At 45.4% G+C, this 15,991-nt stretch carries 11 protein-coding genes; 9 read left to right on the top strand and 2 right to left on the bottom strand.

Annotation, left to right across the window (positions count from 1 at the left end; translation table 11 throughout):
• Positions 1-51 precede the first annotated feature (51 nt).
• Positions 52-1,068, bottom strand: a complete 1,017-nt coding sequence (locus MKY19_RS25760; RefSeq protein ID WP_339798534.1) for a LacI family DNA-binding transcriptional regulator — start codon at positions 1,066-1,068, stop codon at positions 52-54.
• A gap of 307 nt (positions 1,069-1,375) precedes the next feature.
• On the opposite strand from MKY19_RS25760, the gene MKY19_RS25755 reads away from it, so the two are divergent.
• The gene (locus MKY19_RS25755; protein WP_339798532.1) at positions 1,376-6,625 is read left to right on the top strand and encodes a carbohydrate binding domain-containing protein; all 5,250 of its coding nucleotides are present in this window, start codon (positions 1,376-1,378) and stop codon (positions 6,623-6,625) included.
• A gap of 60 nt (positions 6,626-6,685) precedes the next feature.
• Here the strand turns inward: MKY19_RS25755 and MKY19_RS25750 are convergent, their stop codons facing one another.
• Positions 6,686-7,246 carry a transcriptional regulator gene (locus tag MKY19_RS25750; protein WP_042191677.1) on the bottom strand — a complete coding sequence of 187 codons (561 nt, stop codon included), beginning with the start codon at positions 7,244-7,246 and terminating at the stop codon, positions 6,686-6,688.
• Between the two features lie 259 nt (positions 7,247-7,505).
• Here MKY19_RS25750 and MKY19_RS25745 point away from each other — a divergent pair, with 259 nt between their 5' ends.
• From MKY19_RS25745 to MKY19_RS25710, 8 genes are all read left to right on the top strand, one after another.
• Positions 7,506-8,702 (top strand): glycine betaine/L-proline ABC transporter ATP-binding protein, encoded by a 1,197-nt coding sequence (locus MKY19_RS25745; RefSeq protein ID WP_042191675.1) that lies wholly within the window; start codon positions 7,506-7,508, stop codon positions 8,700-8,702.
• Positions 8,702-9,535 carry a proline/glycine betaine ABC transporter permease gene (locus MKY19_RS25740; protein WP_042191673.1) on the top strand — a complete coding sequence of 278 codons (834 nt, stop codon included), beginning with the start codon at positions 8,702-8,704 and terminating at the stop codon, positions 9,533-9,535. Before MKY19_RS25745 ends, MKY19_RS25740 begins: the two co-directional genes overlap by 1 nt.
• Positions 9,536-9,550: 15 nt before the next feature.
• Positions 9,551-10,420, top strand: a complete 870-nt coding sequence (locus tag MKY19_RS25735) for a glycine betaine ABC transporter substrate-binding protein (RefSeq protein WP_042191671.1) — start codon at positions 9,551-9,553, stop codon at positions 10,418-10,420.
• A gap of 264 nt (positions 10,421-10,684) precedes the next feature.
• Complete coding sequence (locus MKY19_RS25730) at positions 10,685-11,296, top strand: VTT domain-containing protein (protein WP_076285278.1); 612 nt, start codon at positions 10,685-10,687, stop codon at positions 11,294-11,296.
• A 367-nt stretch (positions 11,297-11,663) separates the two neighbouring features.
• On the top strand, positions 11,664-12,524 hold the full coding sequence (gene yunB, locus MKY19_RS25725) for a sporulation protein YunB (RefSeq protein ID WP_042191667.1): 861 nt from the start codon (positions 11,664-11,666) through the stop codon (positions 12,522-12,524).
• 69 nt (positions 12,525-12,593) lie between these two features.
• Positions 12,594-14,048 (top strand): hypothetical protein, encoded by a 1,455-nt coding sequence (locus tag MKY19_RS25720; protein ID WP_339798528.1) that lies wholly within the window; start codon positions 12,594-12,596, stop codon positions 14,046-14,048.
• Positions 14,045-15,247 carry a hypothetical protein gene (locus MKY19_RS25715; protein WP_339798526.1) on the top strand — a complete coding sequence of 401 codons (1,203 nt, stop codon included), beginning with the start codon at positions 14,045-14,047 and terminating at the stop codon, positions 15,245-15,247. The genes MKY19_RS25720 and MKY19_RS25715 overlap by 4 nt, the downstream gene beginning before the upstream one ends.
• Positions 15,244-15,975 (top strand): glycosyltransferase, encoded by a 732-nt coding sequence (locus MKY19_RS25710; RefSeq protein WP_339243441.1) that lies wholly within the window; start codon positions 15,244-15,246, stop codon positions 15,973-15,975. The genes MKY19_RS25715 and MKY19_RS25710 overlap by 4 nt, the downstream gene beginning before the upstream one ends.
• The last annotated feature ends 16 nt before the right edge of the window (positions 15,976-15,991 follow it).

Genomic DNA, 15,991 nt, shown 5'->3' with positions numbered 1-15,991 from the left:
ATCGAGGTCTGAGACGTTGTAAACTTTGAGGGGATTTATTCATGTTATACCTTAAAATTTCAATTGGCTTCCGCAGGACTCGCGCACAACAAGCACTGGCTCCACAACAAATGAACCGCCACCTGACTGATTGTTAATCAAGTCATAGAGCATATGGGCAGCGAGGATACCAAGTCGTTGTTTGTTCTGACGGATGGTAGACAGTCTTGGTGTAGTATATTTGCAGGCTTCGATGTCATCACAGCCGATGATGGCGATATCCTCAGGGACCCGGAGGTCATGTTCTTTTAATGCACGGATGGCTCCTAAAGCCAGCAAATCAGAGGCAGCAAAAATGGCCTTTGGTAAACTGCCGCTTTGAATTAATTGTTGCATAGCTGTATACCCGCTGGACTCAAAGAAATCGTCGCCATGTACAAACCAACGCCGGTTCAAAGGGAGACCGAAACTTTCGATAGCTTTGGTATATCCTGCTTCCCGTAGATTGGATATTTCTGAATCCGCGGCACTTCCTATAAAACCAAGCTCCCTATAACCAAGAAGGTAAAAATGCTCTACGACCTTAGAGGATATTTGGAAGTTATCTGACATAACAAAGCCTGACTTCTTCCCTTTTAGTTCGAGATCTACCCCGATACAAGGGATACTGCTCACGTCCAGATCGTGGATCGTTGGCTCCATCTTCTGTCCAGATATAATGACACAGCCATCCACATTAAAATGAACAGCGCGCGCGAAGTAATCTCCGCTGCTAATAAATTTTTCGTTCGAAAAGAAGATGAGATCGTATCCCAGTACACCCATTTGTTTCTTGAAGGAGTTTAATACCTCAACGAAAAAAGGGTGCGTAAATTCTACATTAAGCTCACCCGCAAAAATCACACCGATCAGATTCGATTTTTTGGTTGCAAGTGTCTTGGCGGAGTTGGATGGTGAATATCCAGTTTGCTCGATGATCTCCAGGACTCTTTTCTTGGTCTTTTCCGAAACATCGCTGTAATTATTCATAATTTTCGAAACGGTCGAGACAGAAACGCCTGCCATTTCGGCAATCATTTTGATATTCATATGTAGTATAAGCCACCCTCCGCTTAATAGTTGGAATATGGGGGAAAGACTGTAGTAGAGCGGTTATTTATGAGTTTTTTTGAATGGAGTGAAGAGTAAAACAGTTGTTTTAAGTCTATTCTTATTACCGAAACAAGTCAAACGGATATTTTAATACTGAGATATATTCCGAAAAAAATAATGTAAAAAAATTCAAAATTATATCTTTACAAATATGAAAATCTAAGCAACAATAACATTGTCGAAACCGATTTCGATTCTTCGCTTGAATTACGAATATTACGAAATTCGAGGAGTGATGTTTAGGATGAAGAGGAATTTCACGGCAGCAATAGCTGCTATGCTCCTTGTCACCGGGCTGCTATCACCGGTTGGGAGCATGAATGCTTCAGCGGCAGAGCCATTAAAGGGAAACTCACCTGATTCAGCGGCAACGAAAGTGGAAAATGAAACAATCGATGTATTGAAAGCGTTTACGGATGTATCTCCAAGCCATTGGGCTGCAGGTCCATTACAGCGTTGGAGCGCAAATGGGATTATAAGTGGATATGACGATGGGTCGTTTCGACCTGGTAAGGAAGTCACAAAGGCAGAGTTCGCAGCTATTATGAATCGTATATTTAATTATCAGGAGCAATCGGATAAGCTTCCAGCGGATGTGCTGGCTACAGACTGGTATAAGAGTGATATTGCCAAAGGGATTACAGCTGGATATTTAAGCAGTGATAAGAATAACAATATTTATCCTTCACATGCGCTTTCGCGTGCTGAGGCGGCACTATCCTTGGAGAAAGTGTTTCGTTTCAATACGGACAAAAGTAGCACATCAGCATTCACTGATTTGAACGGAGTCAGTGATGAAACTGCGAAAGCGATAGCAGCCCTATCGAGTGCTGGCTTTATTAAAGGTTATCCTGGAGGTTTGTTTAAGCCTGAGGGCGGAATTACACGTGCAGAGCTTGCTCAGCTTGCTGATCGAATGGTTTCGGGACTCATCTTAAAATCTGGAGAGACTTCGCTTGGAACAGTAAAGGGCAATGTAATCATTAATCATGCCGATGTGGTTCTTAAAGATACTGTCATCCAAGGCAATCTTTATTTAACGGAGGGGATTGCCGAAGGGAATGCGAAGCTTGAAGGTGTAAAGGTAACAGGGACTACGTTTGTACGAGGTGGCGGTGAGCAGAGTATTGGCTTACACAATACTTCTCTTGGGCCGCTTCAAGTAGCCAAACCTAACGGGAAGGTTCGAATTTATGCCAGCGGTTCAACAGCTGTGGGTACTGTGCAGCTGCAATCCGGAGCTATCTTGGAAGAGAGTAGCGATCTTACGGGAGCAGGCTTTGGGGATGTTGAGATGAACGTCGTTCCTCATATTATCTCACTTCGTGGGATATTTGCAGCGGTTCGCTCGGCAGACTCAGCAGTCAGCGGTTCTTTGCTAAGAATCTCAGGAACTGTTGCCAGTCTTACGGTGGGCAGCTCAACGCAATTGACTCTGGAGAACAATGCACAGGTGGTCGCGTTAATCCTGACTGCGAGCGCTGGAGGCACAGCGATTCAAGGTAGCGGTAGCGTGACCTCAATAGATAACAAGGCCGATGGAGTAACGATTGGTGGCTCGTCATTAAAGAAAGGAAACACTAGTAAAACGACACTGCCAGTAGCAACTTCAGCCTCAAGCAGTTCTGGTAATGGAGGTCCAATATCGACACCGACCTCTACACCTGAAGCAACAGCTACACCAACCGAAACACCAACATCAACCGCAATACCAACGCCGACACCAACAGCAACGCCTACCGCCACACCTATAGTGACACCGACACCGACACCGACACCAACACCAACACCAACACCAACACCAACACCAACACCGACACCGACACCAACACCAACACCAACACCAACACCAACACCAACACCAACACCAACACCGACACCGACACCGACACCGACACCGACACCGACACCGACACCAACACCAACACCAACACCAACACCAACACCAACACCAACACCAACACCAACACCAACACCAACACCAACACCAACGGCAACACCAACCAATGATCCGTGGACGCTGGTTTGGGGAGATGAATTCAATGAAGGAAGCATTGATCCTACGAAATGGACCTATGACCTTGGAGATGGTTCGCAATTTAACAATCCAGGTTGGGGTAACAACGAGAAGCAATGGTATACAAGTGATGAGAAGAACGCAAAGGTACAGGATGGTAATCTAGTGATTACCGCGCGTAAAGAAGCAGTAAGTGGCAAGGAGTACACTTCTTCGCGACTTAAAACGAAAGGTCTGTTTAGCAAGAAATATGGGAAATTCGAGATTCGGGCTAAAGCGCCTACCGGAAAAGGGTACTGGCCAGCGATCTGGATGCTGCCGGAGAACTACGAGTACGGAAATTGGGCTTCCTCTGGTGAGCTTGATATTATGGAGGGCTGGGGCAGCCGTCCTAATACGGTAGCGGGTACCATTCATTACGGCGGCGAATGGCCTAACAATGTATACTCTGGCAAAGAGTACGTGTTCCCGGAAGGCTCCACGATAGAACAATTCCATACGTACTCCATTGAGTGGGAACCGGGAGAAATTCGCTGGTATGTAGATGGTGAGCTGTTCTTGACCAAAAATGACTGGTACAGCATCAGCAATGGCCAGCCTGCGAATAATGCTTATCCAGCACCGTTCAATCAGGAGTTCCACCTGCTGTTAAATCTGGCTGTCGGCGGCAACTTCGATGGTGATCCAACACCAGAAACCGTGTTTCCAAAATCGATGCAGGTTGATTATGTCAGAGTCTATGAACTGACAGGCCGAGAGTATCGTGAGCCGGTACCAGTTACGCTGAATAAGGAGCCTTACTTGGAAGGCTCAAAGCTAGCACTTCCTGACGGAAACCTTGTCTATAACAACAACTTCACGGAGCAGGTTCCGGGAGATGATGGAATGGGCATACCGAATACTTCACACTGGGTTTTGTTTAAAGAACCAGGAGCTGATGCTACAGTTTCCACTGTACCGATTGGAGGACACAACTTCCTAAAGGTAAATATCAGTAATGCTGGGGGCAATGCCTATTCCGTTCAACCTCAAGCGATTGTATCCGTTGCTAAAGGTAGATTCTATAAGCTCAGCTTCGATGCCAAAACAGATGTGTCACGTAATATTAGTGTTAAATTAACGGGGGGAGAATCACGTGGCTTTGCGGCTTATTCTCCAGCGCTTAAAGCAGAGCTGACTTCCGAGATGTCCCATTACGAAACGATGTTTCAAATGAAGGACAACTCTGACATTGCAGCACGGATAGAGTTCAATATGGGAACTAACGCTTCACCAGTTTGGTTAGGTAATGTCCGTCTGGAAGAGGTAGATAGTATTCCTTTTGATCATGATGGAATAAAAACACCGCTCGGTAGCGGTAATCATCTGTACAATGGCACTTTCGATCTTGGTGAGCCCAATCGGATGAGCTATTGGCACGTAGAAACAGCCAATGGTACAACGTCCACTGCCAATGTAGATGATACAGGAAAGCTGAATCTGCAGATTGGCGGCAGCGAAAGTGGCGAAGTTCGATTGCTTCAGAAGGGAATTCAGCTCATACAGGGCCAAGATTATGAGCTTACCTTTAATGCTGCAGTATCCTCTGCACGTACTGCCACAGTTCAGCTTCTTGGAAAAGACGGCAGCGTACATGCGCAGCAGTCAGTTAATTTAGCCCAAGGTGAACAACAATTAAAAGCAGTCTTCACCAACCTTGCAGGTACAACGGATCATGAGGGACAATTTGTGTTACTTCTGAAAGGTGCTACCGATACAGTCATCTTGGATAACTTCAAGTTGCTGCGCACGAGCTTTTATTATGATCCATCACTTGTCTACTACCCGCTTGTGAATGGTGAATTCAACACCGAATTTCATGCCTGGGATCGGCTGTTGACGGAGCAGGGCGGACAGAGCACTGCTACTGCTACAGATGGAACAGCGAAGTTTAACATTACGAATACGGGTAGCCAGCCATATTCCGTGATGTTGTTTCAAAATAACTTGAAAGCTGCAAGCGGAATAGATTATGTGCTAGAGTTTGATGCCAGTTCAACCATTGCCCGAAAAATCGGTGTGAATGTTGAAAATGCGTCTTATCAGGCTTCATTTACAAAAATTGTAGAGCTCACACCAGCAACGAATCATTACACATTCGAATTCCGTCAAGGCAGTAAGGACACATTGTCACTTAAATTCCTGCTTGGAAAGGTTGAGGGAATTAGTATTCCTCAAAGCCATGATATTATCATCGATAATGTGAAATTTGAAATCAAAAATGCACCGGCCAAACCGCAGGAATTACTAAGCGATAGCAGCAATAACAGAGTTTCGCAGCCGATTGAGCTAACCTTCATAGACCATGAGGATTGGAGAAAGAAAATCATTGCAGTGAAGGTTAATGGTATAACACTTGAAACCGAACAGTACACCATTGAGCCTGGAAAAATCACAATCGATGCAGCAGTATTTCCATCCGAGGGCAGCTATACAATCACTGTAGAAGCTGACCATTACGCAAATGGATCTGTGCTTCAGACGATACTTGCTAACGATAACAATCTAGTCATAAATGGCTCGTTCGGCAGTGGTAAGACGGGTTGGTCTACATGGTCTGGAGAAGGTGGTGTTTCTGCGTTTGAGGTAAAGGATGGCGTGGCAGAAATCTTGATTACGTCAGCAGGATGGGAGGCGTGGCATACACAATTTTACCAAGAGGGTATCCCACTGGAAGGCGGAAAAACGTATGAGGTGAGCTTTAAGGCGAAATCAACGGTTCCGCGGCAGATCATCCTAGAATACTCCAATACTTCTGCAGCTTCCGCTCAAGCTAAGTTTGATATTACTGCCGATTGGGCAACGTATGGCGCACAATTTAAGGTGTCCAACAGCAATCCGCTGAAGCTGAATTATCTGATCGGCAAATCGCTGGGCACTGATCCTACGGCTAACAGTACGCCACATACGATTTCTTTTGACGATATTGTGGTCCGGGAGGTACAAGGTGGTCCGCCAGTGAACCCACCAAGCGGTACGCTGGATAATGGAACCTTTGATGTGGATTCTAAAGGGTGGAGCCAGTATTTTGATGGAACTGGATCTGCTGCTGTAAAAGATGGGGAATTTGCGATAGATCTGACGGGCACAGGGCAAGCTGCCTACAGCGCACAAGTGGATTACGAAAACCTCAAGCTTGTTCAGGGAAAGACGTACACCTTGAAGTTTAAGGCCCGTTCTACGGTAAACCGTAATATTCAGGTAGCTGTGGAGCATAAAGGCGGGGACTACAACAAATATATGGAAGCTGAGCTTATAGCTTTGACCCAGAGTATGAAAGAATTCAGCTACACATTTACCATGAACGGTGCGACAGACGCAGGGGCTCATTTGGTATTTTTACTAGGGCTTATTGATGGAAACAGTACGGAGACGAATAATGAAATTAGTGCGGGCAGCACGATCTATTTGGATGATGTAAGCTTAATCGAAGGTTAAACGAAAAAAACGGCAGTGTTTTCCTTTTTACAGGAGCACTGTCGTTTTTTTGTTTTGGAATTAAGATTCTTCTTTAGGGATAAATTCGAAGATCTTACCATTCTCAAAGGATTCTATTAATTTTAGCAACCAGCGGTAGTAATTAATGGATTCGGTAATCTTCTCTTCATCTGTATTTAAGAGCTGCATAAGTTTACTATCGTCACTATACTCTTTTTTCATATCGTTAATTTCTGCAAGTGATTTCGCTAGTGAAATCATATTTCCTTCGACGGCTTTTCTCCATTTAATAGAGAAGTAATCACTGAAGTTCTGATGCCAGTCAGGCACAGTGGTAAACAGGTCTTTGCGAGTCCCTCTCCCCCAAACTTTATCGATCATTTTCAGATCTAGGAGGGTACGGACTCCCGTACTCATGGACGTTTTGCTCATTCCCATTGTTTTGCTAAGCTCGTCCAGTGTCACTGGACCTTGATTGAAATACATATAACCGTATAAATGCCCAATGGATAAAGTGATGCCGTATAGGTCCATATTTTTACCGATAGAGTCTATCACGCGTTCACGGGCCTTACTAATCTTCTCTATTTGTTCGGGTGTTAACCCTTCTAAATCGTTCATGATGTCCCTCCTGAGGAATAGGTCGATAGACTGCTGCAACCTTATACAATGTATTGTAATCAAATCCCCCTCCATAAGTAAAGAAATCATGAAGAAAGGAATTTGGTGTAAAACAGAGTATTCTATACATAAAGTACGTAAAGTTAAAACTGTACACTAAATTTTATCCGTATATGGTGTTTGCATGAATTTTCAATAGTCCGGTACACTACTATAAGTGAACTAAACCCGGATATATTTTCGGGAGAAGGAGGACGGCATGGCTATTATAGAGGTGAAAAAGCTAACCAAAGTATTCGGTCATGATGCGGGAAAGGCGATTCCATTATTAGAGCAAGGGTGGTCAAAGGAAAAGATCGCTCAGGAATTAAAGTTGACGGTCGGAGTCAACAAAGCCGAATTCAGCATTGAAGAAGGAGAAATATTCGTAATTATGGGATTGTCCGGCAGCGGTAAGTCAACGTTGGTTCGTTTGTTGAACCGTTTGATTGAGCCTACAGGGGGACAAGTCCTTTTTAAAGGAAAAGACGTCGTTAAAATGAACCCGGAGGAGCTTCGGCAATTTCGGCGCAAGAACATCGGCATGGTGTTTCAGAAGTTCGCATTGTTTCCACACCGAACGGTATTGGAGAATGCGGAATACGGACTTGAGGTTCAGGGCGTAGATAAAAAGAAGAGAACTGAACGGGCCATGGAGGCATTGCATCTAGTGGGTCTAAAGGGATGGGAGAACCATCGCCCGGATCAACTCAGCGGAGGGATGCAGCAGCGTGTGGGACTAGCAAGAGGACTTGCTAATGACCCAGATATCCTGCTCATGGACGAAGCCTTTAGTGCACTAGATCCGCTGATCCGTAAAGACATGCAGCAGGAGCTGCTGGAATTGCAGTCCAGAGTGAAGAAGACGATTGTGTTCATCACTCATGATCTAGACGAAGCCCTGCGGATTGGTGATCGGATTGCATTGATGAAAGACGGTGTTATCGTGCAGATTGGTACGCCGGAAGAGATTCTCATTCAACCTGCCAATAAATATGTAGAGCGGTTCGTGGAGGATGTGGACTTGTCCAAGGTGCTAACAGCAGCTCATGTGATGCGGCAACCGGAAACGGTTAGACCTGAGCGTGGACCTCGGGTAGCACTTCAATTAATGCGTGATAGCGGCATATTCAGCTTGTATGTGGTAGACAAAGAAAACAAGCTCTTGGGTGTTATTACAGCTGAGGACGCAGCACAGGCACTAAAGGATAATAAATCCATCCTAGAGGTTACACGGCGGGAGATTCCTCGTGTATATCCAGAAACGCTGCTCAATGATTTCTTTGAACTAATATCTGAGACACATTTGCCTGTAGCCGTCGTAGATGAAGCGGATAAATTAAAGGGCATTGTGATTAAGGGAGCCGTTCTTTCCGCACTCGCGGGTAACGCGGTACCGGAAGGAGAAGGATCTTAATGGACATTCCAAAACTGCCTTTAGGAAAGGCCCTCGAGTGGTTGGAAAACTGGCTAACTACGTATTGTGGCCCCTTGTTTGACTTTATCGCTACAATAATCGGTGGAATGGTTTCTGCAATTGAAGGTGCGCTGACCTTCCTGCCTGCATTAGTGCTTATCGTACTTATTGCAGCTTTGTCTTATTGGATTGGGAAATGGCGCATGGCTTTATTTGCGGTAATCGGACTGCTCTTAATCGATAATCTCGGATTATGGGGACCTTCGATGCAATCTTTAGCCCTTGTTCTAACCGCCTCGATATTGGCTGTAGTAATCGGCGTACCGATTGGTATTTTGTGTGCGCAGAGAAATGCGGTTAGAAATACAGTTACGCCTATTTTGGACTTTATGCAGACGATGCCGGCATTTGTGTATTTATTGCCAGCGGTATCTTTTTTCTCACTTGGGGTAGTTCCAGGTGTAATTGCATCGATCATCTTTGCGATTCCACCGACAATTCGTTTGACCAATCTCGGTATTCGTCAGGTTTCAGAGGAGTTAGTTGAAGCAGCCGATGCTTTCGGTTCAACACCAACTCAGAAGCTGGTTAAATTGCAGCTGCCGATCGCACTGCCAACGATTATGGCAGGCGTCAATCAGACGATTATGTTATCACTCTCGATGGTTGTCATCTCATCTATGATCGGTGCGCAAGGTGTAGGTGCCTATGTATACCGCGCGGTATCGCAGGCTAAGACAGGAGATGGGTTCGAGGCGGGGATTGCTATCGTTATTATAGCTATTCTACTCGACCGTTTAACGCAGAATGCACTAAAACCAAAACAGAGATAGGGGTTTTAAATAGATATGAAGAAAAAAAATATAGGTATATTCCTGTTAGTGATTATGATGATTACTGTTATTGCCGGATGTTCATCCACTAGTAAAGAAAAAGTGAAATTGGCATATGTGGCATGGGATTCCGAAATTGCGAGTACTTATGTTGTTAAAGAAGTACTTGAAACTAAGCTTGGAGCTACCGTTGAAATGCTACAGGTAGATGCAGGCCCAATGTGGGCAGGGGTTGCTGATGGTAGTGCGGATGCTATGGTCGCAGCTTGGTTACCAAGCACGCATGCAGCTTATTTAGAGAAGTATGGTTCGAAAATCGAAGATTTAGGTGCTAATTTGAACGGAACTAAAGTTGGTTTAGCGGTTCCAGCGTACATGGATATTAATTCTATTGAAGACTTGAAGAACAGTGACCTGGCAGGTAAATTGAGCAATCGAATTATCGGAATTGAGCCTGGTGCTGGTATTATGACGACGACTGAAAAGGCTATTGCGGAATATGGTCTTAGTGAATATACGCTTCTAGAAAGTTCATCGGCAGCGATGGCTCAGGAGCTGCAAAAAGCCTATGACAACAACGAGCCTATCGTTGTAACGGGTTGGACACCACACTGGATGTTCGCCAATATGGACCTGAAATATCTGGAAGATCCAAAAGGTGTATATGGTGCGGATGAGCAAATCCATACGATGGTTCGTCAAGGTCTGAAAGAAGACATGCCGAATGTCTATAAGTTCTTGGATCAATTCGAGTGGACAGCAGAAGACATGGCGAAAGTAATGGTTGAGGTTCAAGGTGGGAAGTCACCAGAAGAAGCTGCTAAAACTTGGGTAGAAAACAACCCAGATAAAGTGAATGCGTGGATTCAAGGTGTAGAATTGTAAGTAGATAGAATTCTGTGGTATGATGTGAAGAATCAATGGATTACAAAAGTGTAACTTGTACGCTAACCACTGTTCTTTACAAATGCACTTCATAAGCAAAATCATTCAATAAAACACCCCGGAAGGGGTGTTTTTCTTGGGAATATAAGCAAAGTATTCAAAGGAATATCTATACTTTGCTTATATTTTAATGCTCACACTTATGCTTTAGCGAAGTAAATCAGGAGGCAGCTGCTGCAAGGAGTCAAGAGAGGAGACTGCTTCATGACAGAGACCATAAATACCTGGATAGATTGGCTGCTGCAAACGCTTGGCCTTAGTGGACCCTCTATTTTATTTGTGACGATTCCATTGGCGCTGTTGCAGAGTATATTAGGATTTTTTCCGTTCGTAATTTTGATTGTCCTCCATGTGTCAGTATTTAACGTTATTGGAGGTATGATAATTAGTTGGCTGGCTTGTAATCTGGGTGGAATACTGATGTACTTCCTCATTCGACGATACCTTTACAATTGGTTTGATCGAAAATGGAGGTCCAAGCTGAAAAGGTATGACAAATGGCAGCGTTACTTGGACCGATATGGAATTTGGACGCTGGTCCTTCTACGTACGATTCCCATTATTCCGAACAATGTAATCAATTTTATGTCCGCTGTTTCACCGATAAAAGCATCATCTTTTATTTGGGGAACCGTGCTTGGGAATCTGTCTTACATTTGGCTATTCGGTACGATCGGCTCAAGTCTAATTGTCCCTAGGGAAGAATGGAATGGATATATTACTTGGTATGCCGTGTTTATCGCTATTCTAATCGGTATCTTTATACGGCGGCACTGGGACCATCTACAGGAAGATAAACGGAGTAGAATGCACTAATATTAATTGATCATCAAATAAATGAAGAACGTTTCTTTGGCATTATCCGCCGGAGGGAACGTTCTTCTTTTTTGTCTTCTTTCCGAATACCTTAAACTAAGTGGAGGTGGCTTGACCTCTACGTAAGGTGGGAGGGACTATCGCAATGGGGAGATTAAGAAAATGGGGGAACCGAGGGCTAAGATTACCTGATCTAGGTCAGCTTCGGCTGCCAAAAATAAATGGGGGCGGGACGCCGAGGTTCTCTGGAAGAAGCTCCGCGTTCAAGTCAAAACCTAGTAGGGCAGCGGCAAGACCACAGAGTGCACGCTTTGAAGCTAAGCGAAGTAGAAGTCATATGAGATCATCCAGTAGGGCAGAGAGAAAGATGACCGTTTCCGGCGGAAACACGCGTAAGCCAAGAAGCCGGCGCAAATTTTGGTTGATTGCATCCTTGGTATTGATTGTGCTTGTGCTACAAGCACTGCGATACGTGGAGCTGCACATGAAGCCACCTATCTTGCATTTAGCGCAAATTCGTGTGAAGCAAATCGCAACAGAGTCGATAAATAAAGCGATTACTTCACAAGTTGCGAACGGAGGAAATGCGGAGGAACTGATTGATTGGAAGACCGATAAGAACGGGAAAATATCAGGCTTTATGTTGAACTATGCGGAGCATATGCGTATTACTTCGCAAGCAGCAGAGGTAATCCAGACCACGTTGCAGGATTTGCATAATCAGACAGAATATATTCCGCTCGGTCAGGCACTAGGTAGTCCTCTCATCGCCTCTTATGGACCTGATATCCCGATCAAGATTGAACCGCAAGGTGCTGTTAAGGTTGAACTCAGCACTCGCCAGCAAAATGCCGGAATTAATATGATTTTAGTTGAGGTCTATATCCATATTGTTACGGAGGTAGCGGTGGTTATTCCTTTTGACATGGAACCCCAAGTAGTGGATACGGAAATTCCTGTGTCATATTTGATGGTCGTCGGAGACGTGCCTATGTATTACTACGATAATCAGGGTCAGCCTGTCGGAGCTAATGGCAGCAGTGCCCCGGGAATTGCTATTCCTGCACCATCTGTAAGTGGAGATAAAAATGGAGTATCAGATCAGAGCAAGGATACCCCTGGGAATAGCCAAGAGGATAGCAATTCATCACCAGCTGCACCCAATTCTTCGAATACAGGCGCAGCTCATACAGAAGAAGGCGGCAAAGGTGTAAATGGAGGGAATTAAGGGATATCGTGCTTAACCGCTCATAGACTATTGGTAGAGTTGCTTTAAATAAATGGAGCGTGAGTCCAAATGTCACATGAATCGCTGAATATGGAACGCTTGGCAGGGAGATATGGTTTCCTTGAACGTGCCGGACTTTTACCCTTGCCAAGTGAAGATGGGATTTCTATTGTAGTTGAGCTTAGCCGTATGGAATGTGCCAGGGTCTGTTTACCCCTGCTGCTGCGCCACTCAGGAGTGGCTGTGCGCATTATTGCTGTTTCAATGACGCCCGATTTCCCCATGGAGGTATTAGCAAGACAGTTCTCGCCAGAGGAACCAGTGCTCTTCCTACCCTATGAGAAGGTGGAGTATATGCCGAACCTAGCTCTGGCCCATATCGAGACCACCTTTGCTGTTCTGCTTGAAGATTCGATTATGGTATCGCCTGGCTGGTTAAGCGAGTTAATGTGGGCTTCCTTTGATGATGCTTCCGTTAGAGTCATTGCTCCGCGTTCTTCTACCGAGAGAGGGGAAGGGAAGAAACGGCTTCACTTTGGTACTCATCATGAATTAGCTGAGCATGTAAGCTACAGTCTTGGGCGGTATCAAGGCGAATGGCGCGAGGTGGAAGTGCTAACCGGATCTTGTCTTCTATTCACTAAGGAATTGATTCAGCGAATTGGCGGCTTTGACACCTCGCTTCAAGCGCGGCATCTCATGATAGCTGACTGGTGTCTCCGAGCGCGGCAGATTGGAGCGAAACTGGCACTGAGTGAAGCTGTGTATGTTCATGCTATCCAGTCACTGGATAGATACCTGAGAACGAAGGACGAATCCAAACAGACGAATGGCTGGCAGACATACTACAAGAAATGGGCACTTGAAAGCGGGATAGATAACGAAGGACTTTTAGTACCACCTACTGAATCCTTAAAATTTCCACAGCCGGTTATACCATTGGGCAGGATACCCTTAGCTTCTCCGTTGGTAACGGCCTTAGTGTATTGTGATGAAGATTGGGATTGTGATGAGCTGAAGGAGCAATGGATAGCTGCACGGGAGCAGCAGAGCTACAAGTATATTCGCTGGATTTGGATCAGAGATACTTTGGTGGACGCTGCTCCTGAGTTTCCGGTTAGCGAACATGATGTAGTGATAACGGTTCATGGTGAGGATGTATGGCTACGGGCGTTAAAGAACGCATCTGCACTATATGAGAGTGAGATCATTCTGTATTTGTCCACTTCTATCCAATATGAGAAACATTATATTGAGCGGGTGGTGAAGGCCATAACCCAAGGCTCCGCTGATCTGATCGTAAGTTTATCGACTGAAATGGAGGAAGCGGGGGTTCATTTGCTTGCAGGGGGAGATTCAGCGCTCACGCTACCTCTTGAACGTGTTGCTTACAAAGGAGGGATCGTGCCTGGGATGATTAGCAATAGGAAGCTTACTTCCCGTCAATTGCTGCTTCACCCTAATGCCTCTCTGGTAATAGGCTATATTGGGGATTTGTCCGATTCCAAGGAGGCACACCCATGAAATATTTAATTCTAAGCGGAGGTTCTTGGGAGGACTACGAATATAAAAGATTGCTAGAGCTTCTTCCCGACCGGGAAGGGGTCTGCTTTGCTGGACGAATGACCAGTGAGCAGCAGACTAACAATCAGATTAGGGCAGTTGCGGCTGCAGATATTTATTCTTTGAACATGAAGCAATACACGATTCTTGTCTCTTCTCCTTATTGGCTCACAGAGGTTCTCTCCTTGCAGGCAGCTTATGTAGTGGCTCTGCTAGAACGTTGCCCGGAAGATGAAAAGAAGTGGTTATGGGATAAATACAGCGGTTTGCTTGGCGCAAAGGCTGATCTTGTAGCCACCCGATCTGAACGGATATATCTAGAGCAGAGCCTACGCAGGGAAGGTGTGCTCTATCTCGCCGGGGATCAGCAGGAATCCTATGGAGTTACCTTTCAGGGAGATCAGCTATATTTTCTTACGGATTATGAGGTGCTGTGGAGGAAGGCCATAGTGAACTTGTGGCAGGATTCAACGATATCACCTGCTGATTGGGTTACTATACAGCTTGAGTTGCGGGCGGACTATTACATTTCCATGTGTGCTAAGCTGCCCAGTCAACCTGTTGTACATTACTTGGCAGCTTCCTATCTGTACTTGTTGGGGGATTCCGTAGCAAACCGCTATCTGGCGCAATCCTTTGAGCTCATGGTGCTGTATGAATATTTAGATTGCCTTCATTCACATTTTCGCTTTTTTTCGGCTATAGAGGGTAAGACTGGGGATTTGGAAACTGCTGTTCAACAATATACGATTACGGCATTTACAGCTGAGGAGAAGCGGGATGCGGAAAGACTGCGGGGCTGGCTTCACTCCGGGCAGTACGAACTTGTCCGGGCAGAGCTGTTTCGCTTGAATGAGGATGAAGCTGCGGCAGTACGAATTCTGAGTTCGCTCACTACCTCAGAGGCGAAGCTGTTATTGATTCAGAATTATATTCGGACCTTCCAATGGGAGAAAGCGCTAGAGCTTCAGCAAGATTTGGAGGGGAGTGTTGATAGGACGATAGAAGGCACAATACACTTGCTCCATGGCAGGCGACATGAGGCTATACGCAGCTTCTTGAATGCGGCAGGGCAAGACAATCAGGCGTGGCCGCTTTTATCAGAGATGGCAGATCTAGAAGAGGCGGTAAAACGATTGAAAAGGAGAGTGGAGGGATGAGTAGTCATAGATGGCCTCTCCGCAAAACAGCAGGTAACCGCTTGACCGCTATGATGCAGGTTCGAAACGAAGCTGGAAGGTATCTGGAGCAGGTACTTGAAGAACTGAGTGAGTTCGTGGATGATATTGTAGTTGTTGATGATGGAAGTACAGATCATACGGCACAGTTATGTCGTTCTTTTGCCAAGGTTACGAAGCTTGTGACACTGGAGACCTCCTTGTTTAATCGGGAGTGGGAGCTAAGGCAGATGTTATGGGATTTGGCGGTATCTACGAATCCGGATTGGCTCCTGTCTGTAGACGCTGATGAGTTCTATGAAGAGGCAGCTAAACGGGAGATGAGACGGCTGATTGATCAGGATGTGTATGACTGGGTATCTTTCCGGCTATTTGATTTCTGGGGTGGCACCACCCATTATCGTGAAGATGAACATTGGAATATCCATACGAAGCATACTCGTACACTTGTCCGATATTTGCCGAATTTTCATTATTTCTTCCCGAAAATGGATCATCATGTTCCTAGGCTGCCGCTTTCTTACTCTGTATTGCCGGGTTTTCTTGCCGAACTGCGGGTGAAGCATTATGGATGGGCGGTTCCGCCGGAAGAGCTTCGACTTAAATATTCGCGTTATATGGAGCTTGATCCAGAGGGGCGCTGGGGGAGTCTGGAGCAGTACCAGTCCATTCTAGATGAGCGGCCCCATTTGATCGAATGGAAAGAATAGCTCTGAAATCCGAATC

Source organism: Paenibacillus sp. FSL R5-0744, from assembly GCF_037972555.1.
Taxonomy (GTDB): Bacteria; Bacillota; Bacilli; order Paenibacillales; family Paenibacillaceae; genus Paenibacillus_AQ.
Note: the sequence above shows the minus strand (reverse complement) of the source record. Positions and strands in the feature narration are given on the sequence as shown.

Coding starts and splice junctions, on each gene's coding strand:
- MKY19_RS25750 (WP_042191677.1), bottom strand. CDS start 7,246: ATGAACGATTTAGAAGGGTTAACACCCGAACAAATAGAGAAGATTAGT.
- MKY19_RS25715 (WP_339798526.1), top strand. CDS start 14,045: ATGAAATATTTAATTCTAAGCGGAGGTTCTTGGGAGGACTACGAATAT.
- MKY19_RS25735 (WP_042191671.1), top strand. CDS start 9,551: ATGAAGAAAAAAAATATAGGTATATTCCTGTTAGTGATTATGATGATT.
- MKY19_RS25730 (WP_076285278.1), top strand. CDS start 10,685: ATGACAGAGACCATAAATACCTGGATAGATTGGCTGCTGCAAACGCTT.
- yunB (WP_042191667.1), top strand. CDS start 11,664: ATGACCGTTTCCGGCGGAAACACGCGTAAGCCAAGAAGCCGGCGCAAA.
- MKY19_RS25745 (WP_042191675.1), top strand. CDS start 7,506: ATGGCTATTATAGAGGTGAAAAAGCTAACCAAAGTATTCGGTCATGAT.
- MKY19_RS25740 (WP_042191673.1), top strand. CDS start 8,702: ATGGACATTCCAAAACTGCCTTTAGGAAAGGCCCTCGAGTGGTTGGAA.
- MKY19_RS25755 (WP_339798532.1), top strand. CDS start 1,376: ATGAAGAGGAATTTCACGGCAGCAATAGCTGCTATGCTCCTTGTCACC.
- MKY19_RS25710 (WP_339243441.1), top strand. CDS start 15,244: ATGAGTAGTCATAGATGGCCTCTCCGCAAAACAGCAGGTAACCGCTTG.
- MKY19_RS25760 (WP_339798534.1), bottom strand. CDS start 1,068: ATGAATATCAAAATGATTGCCGAAATGGCAGGCGTTTCTGTCTCGACC.
- MKY19_RS25720 (WP_339798528.1), top strand. CDS start 12,594: ATGTCACATGAATCGCTGAATATGGAACGCTTGGCAGGGAGATATGGT.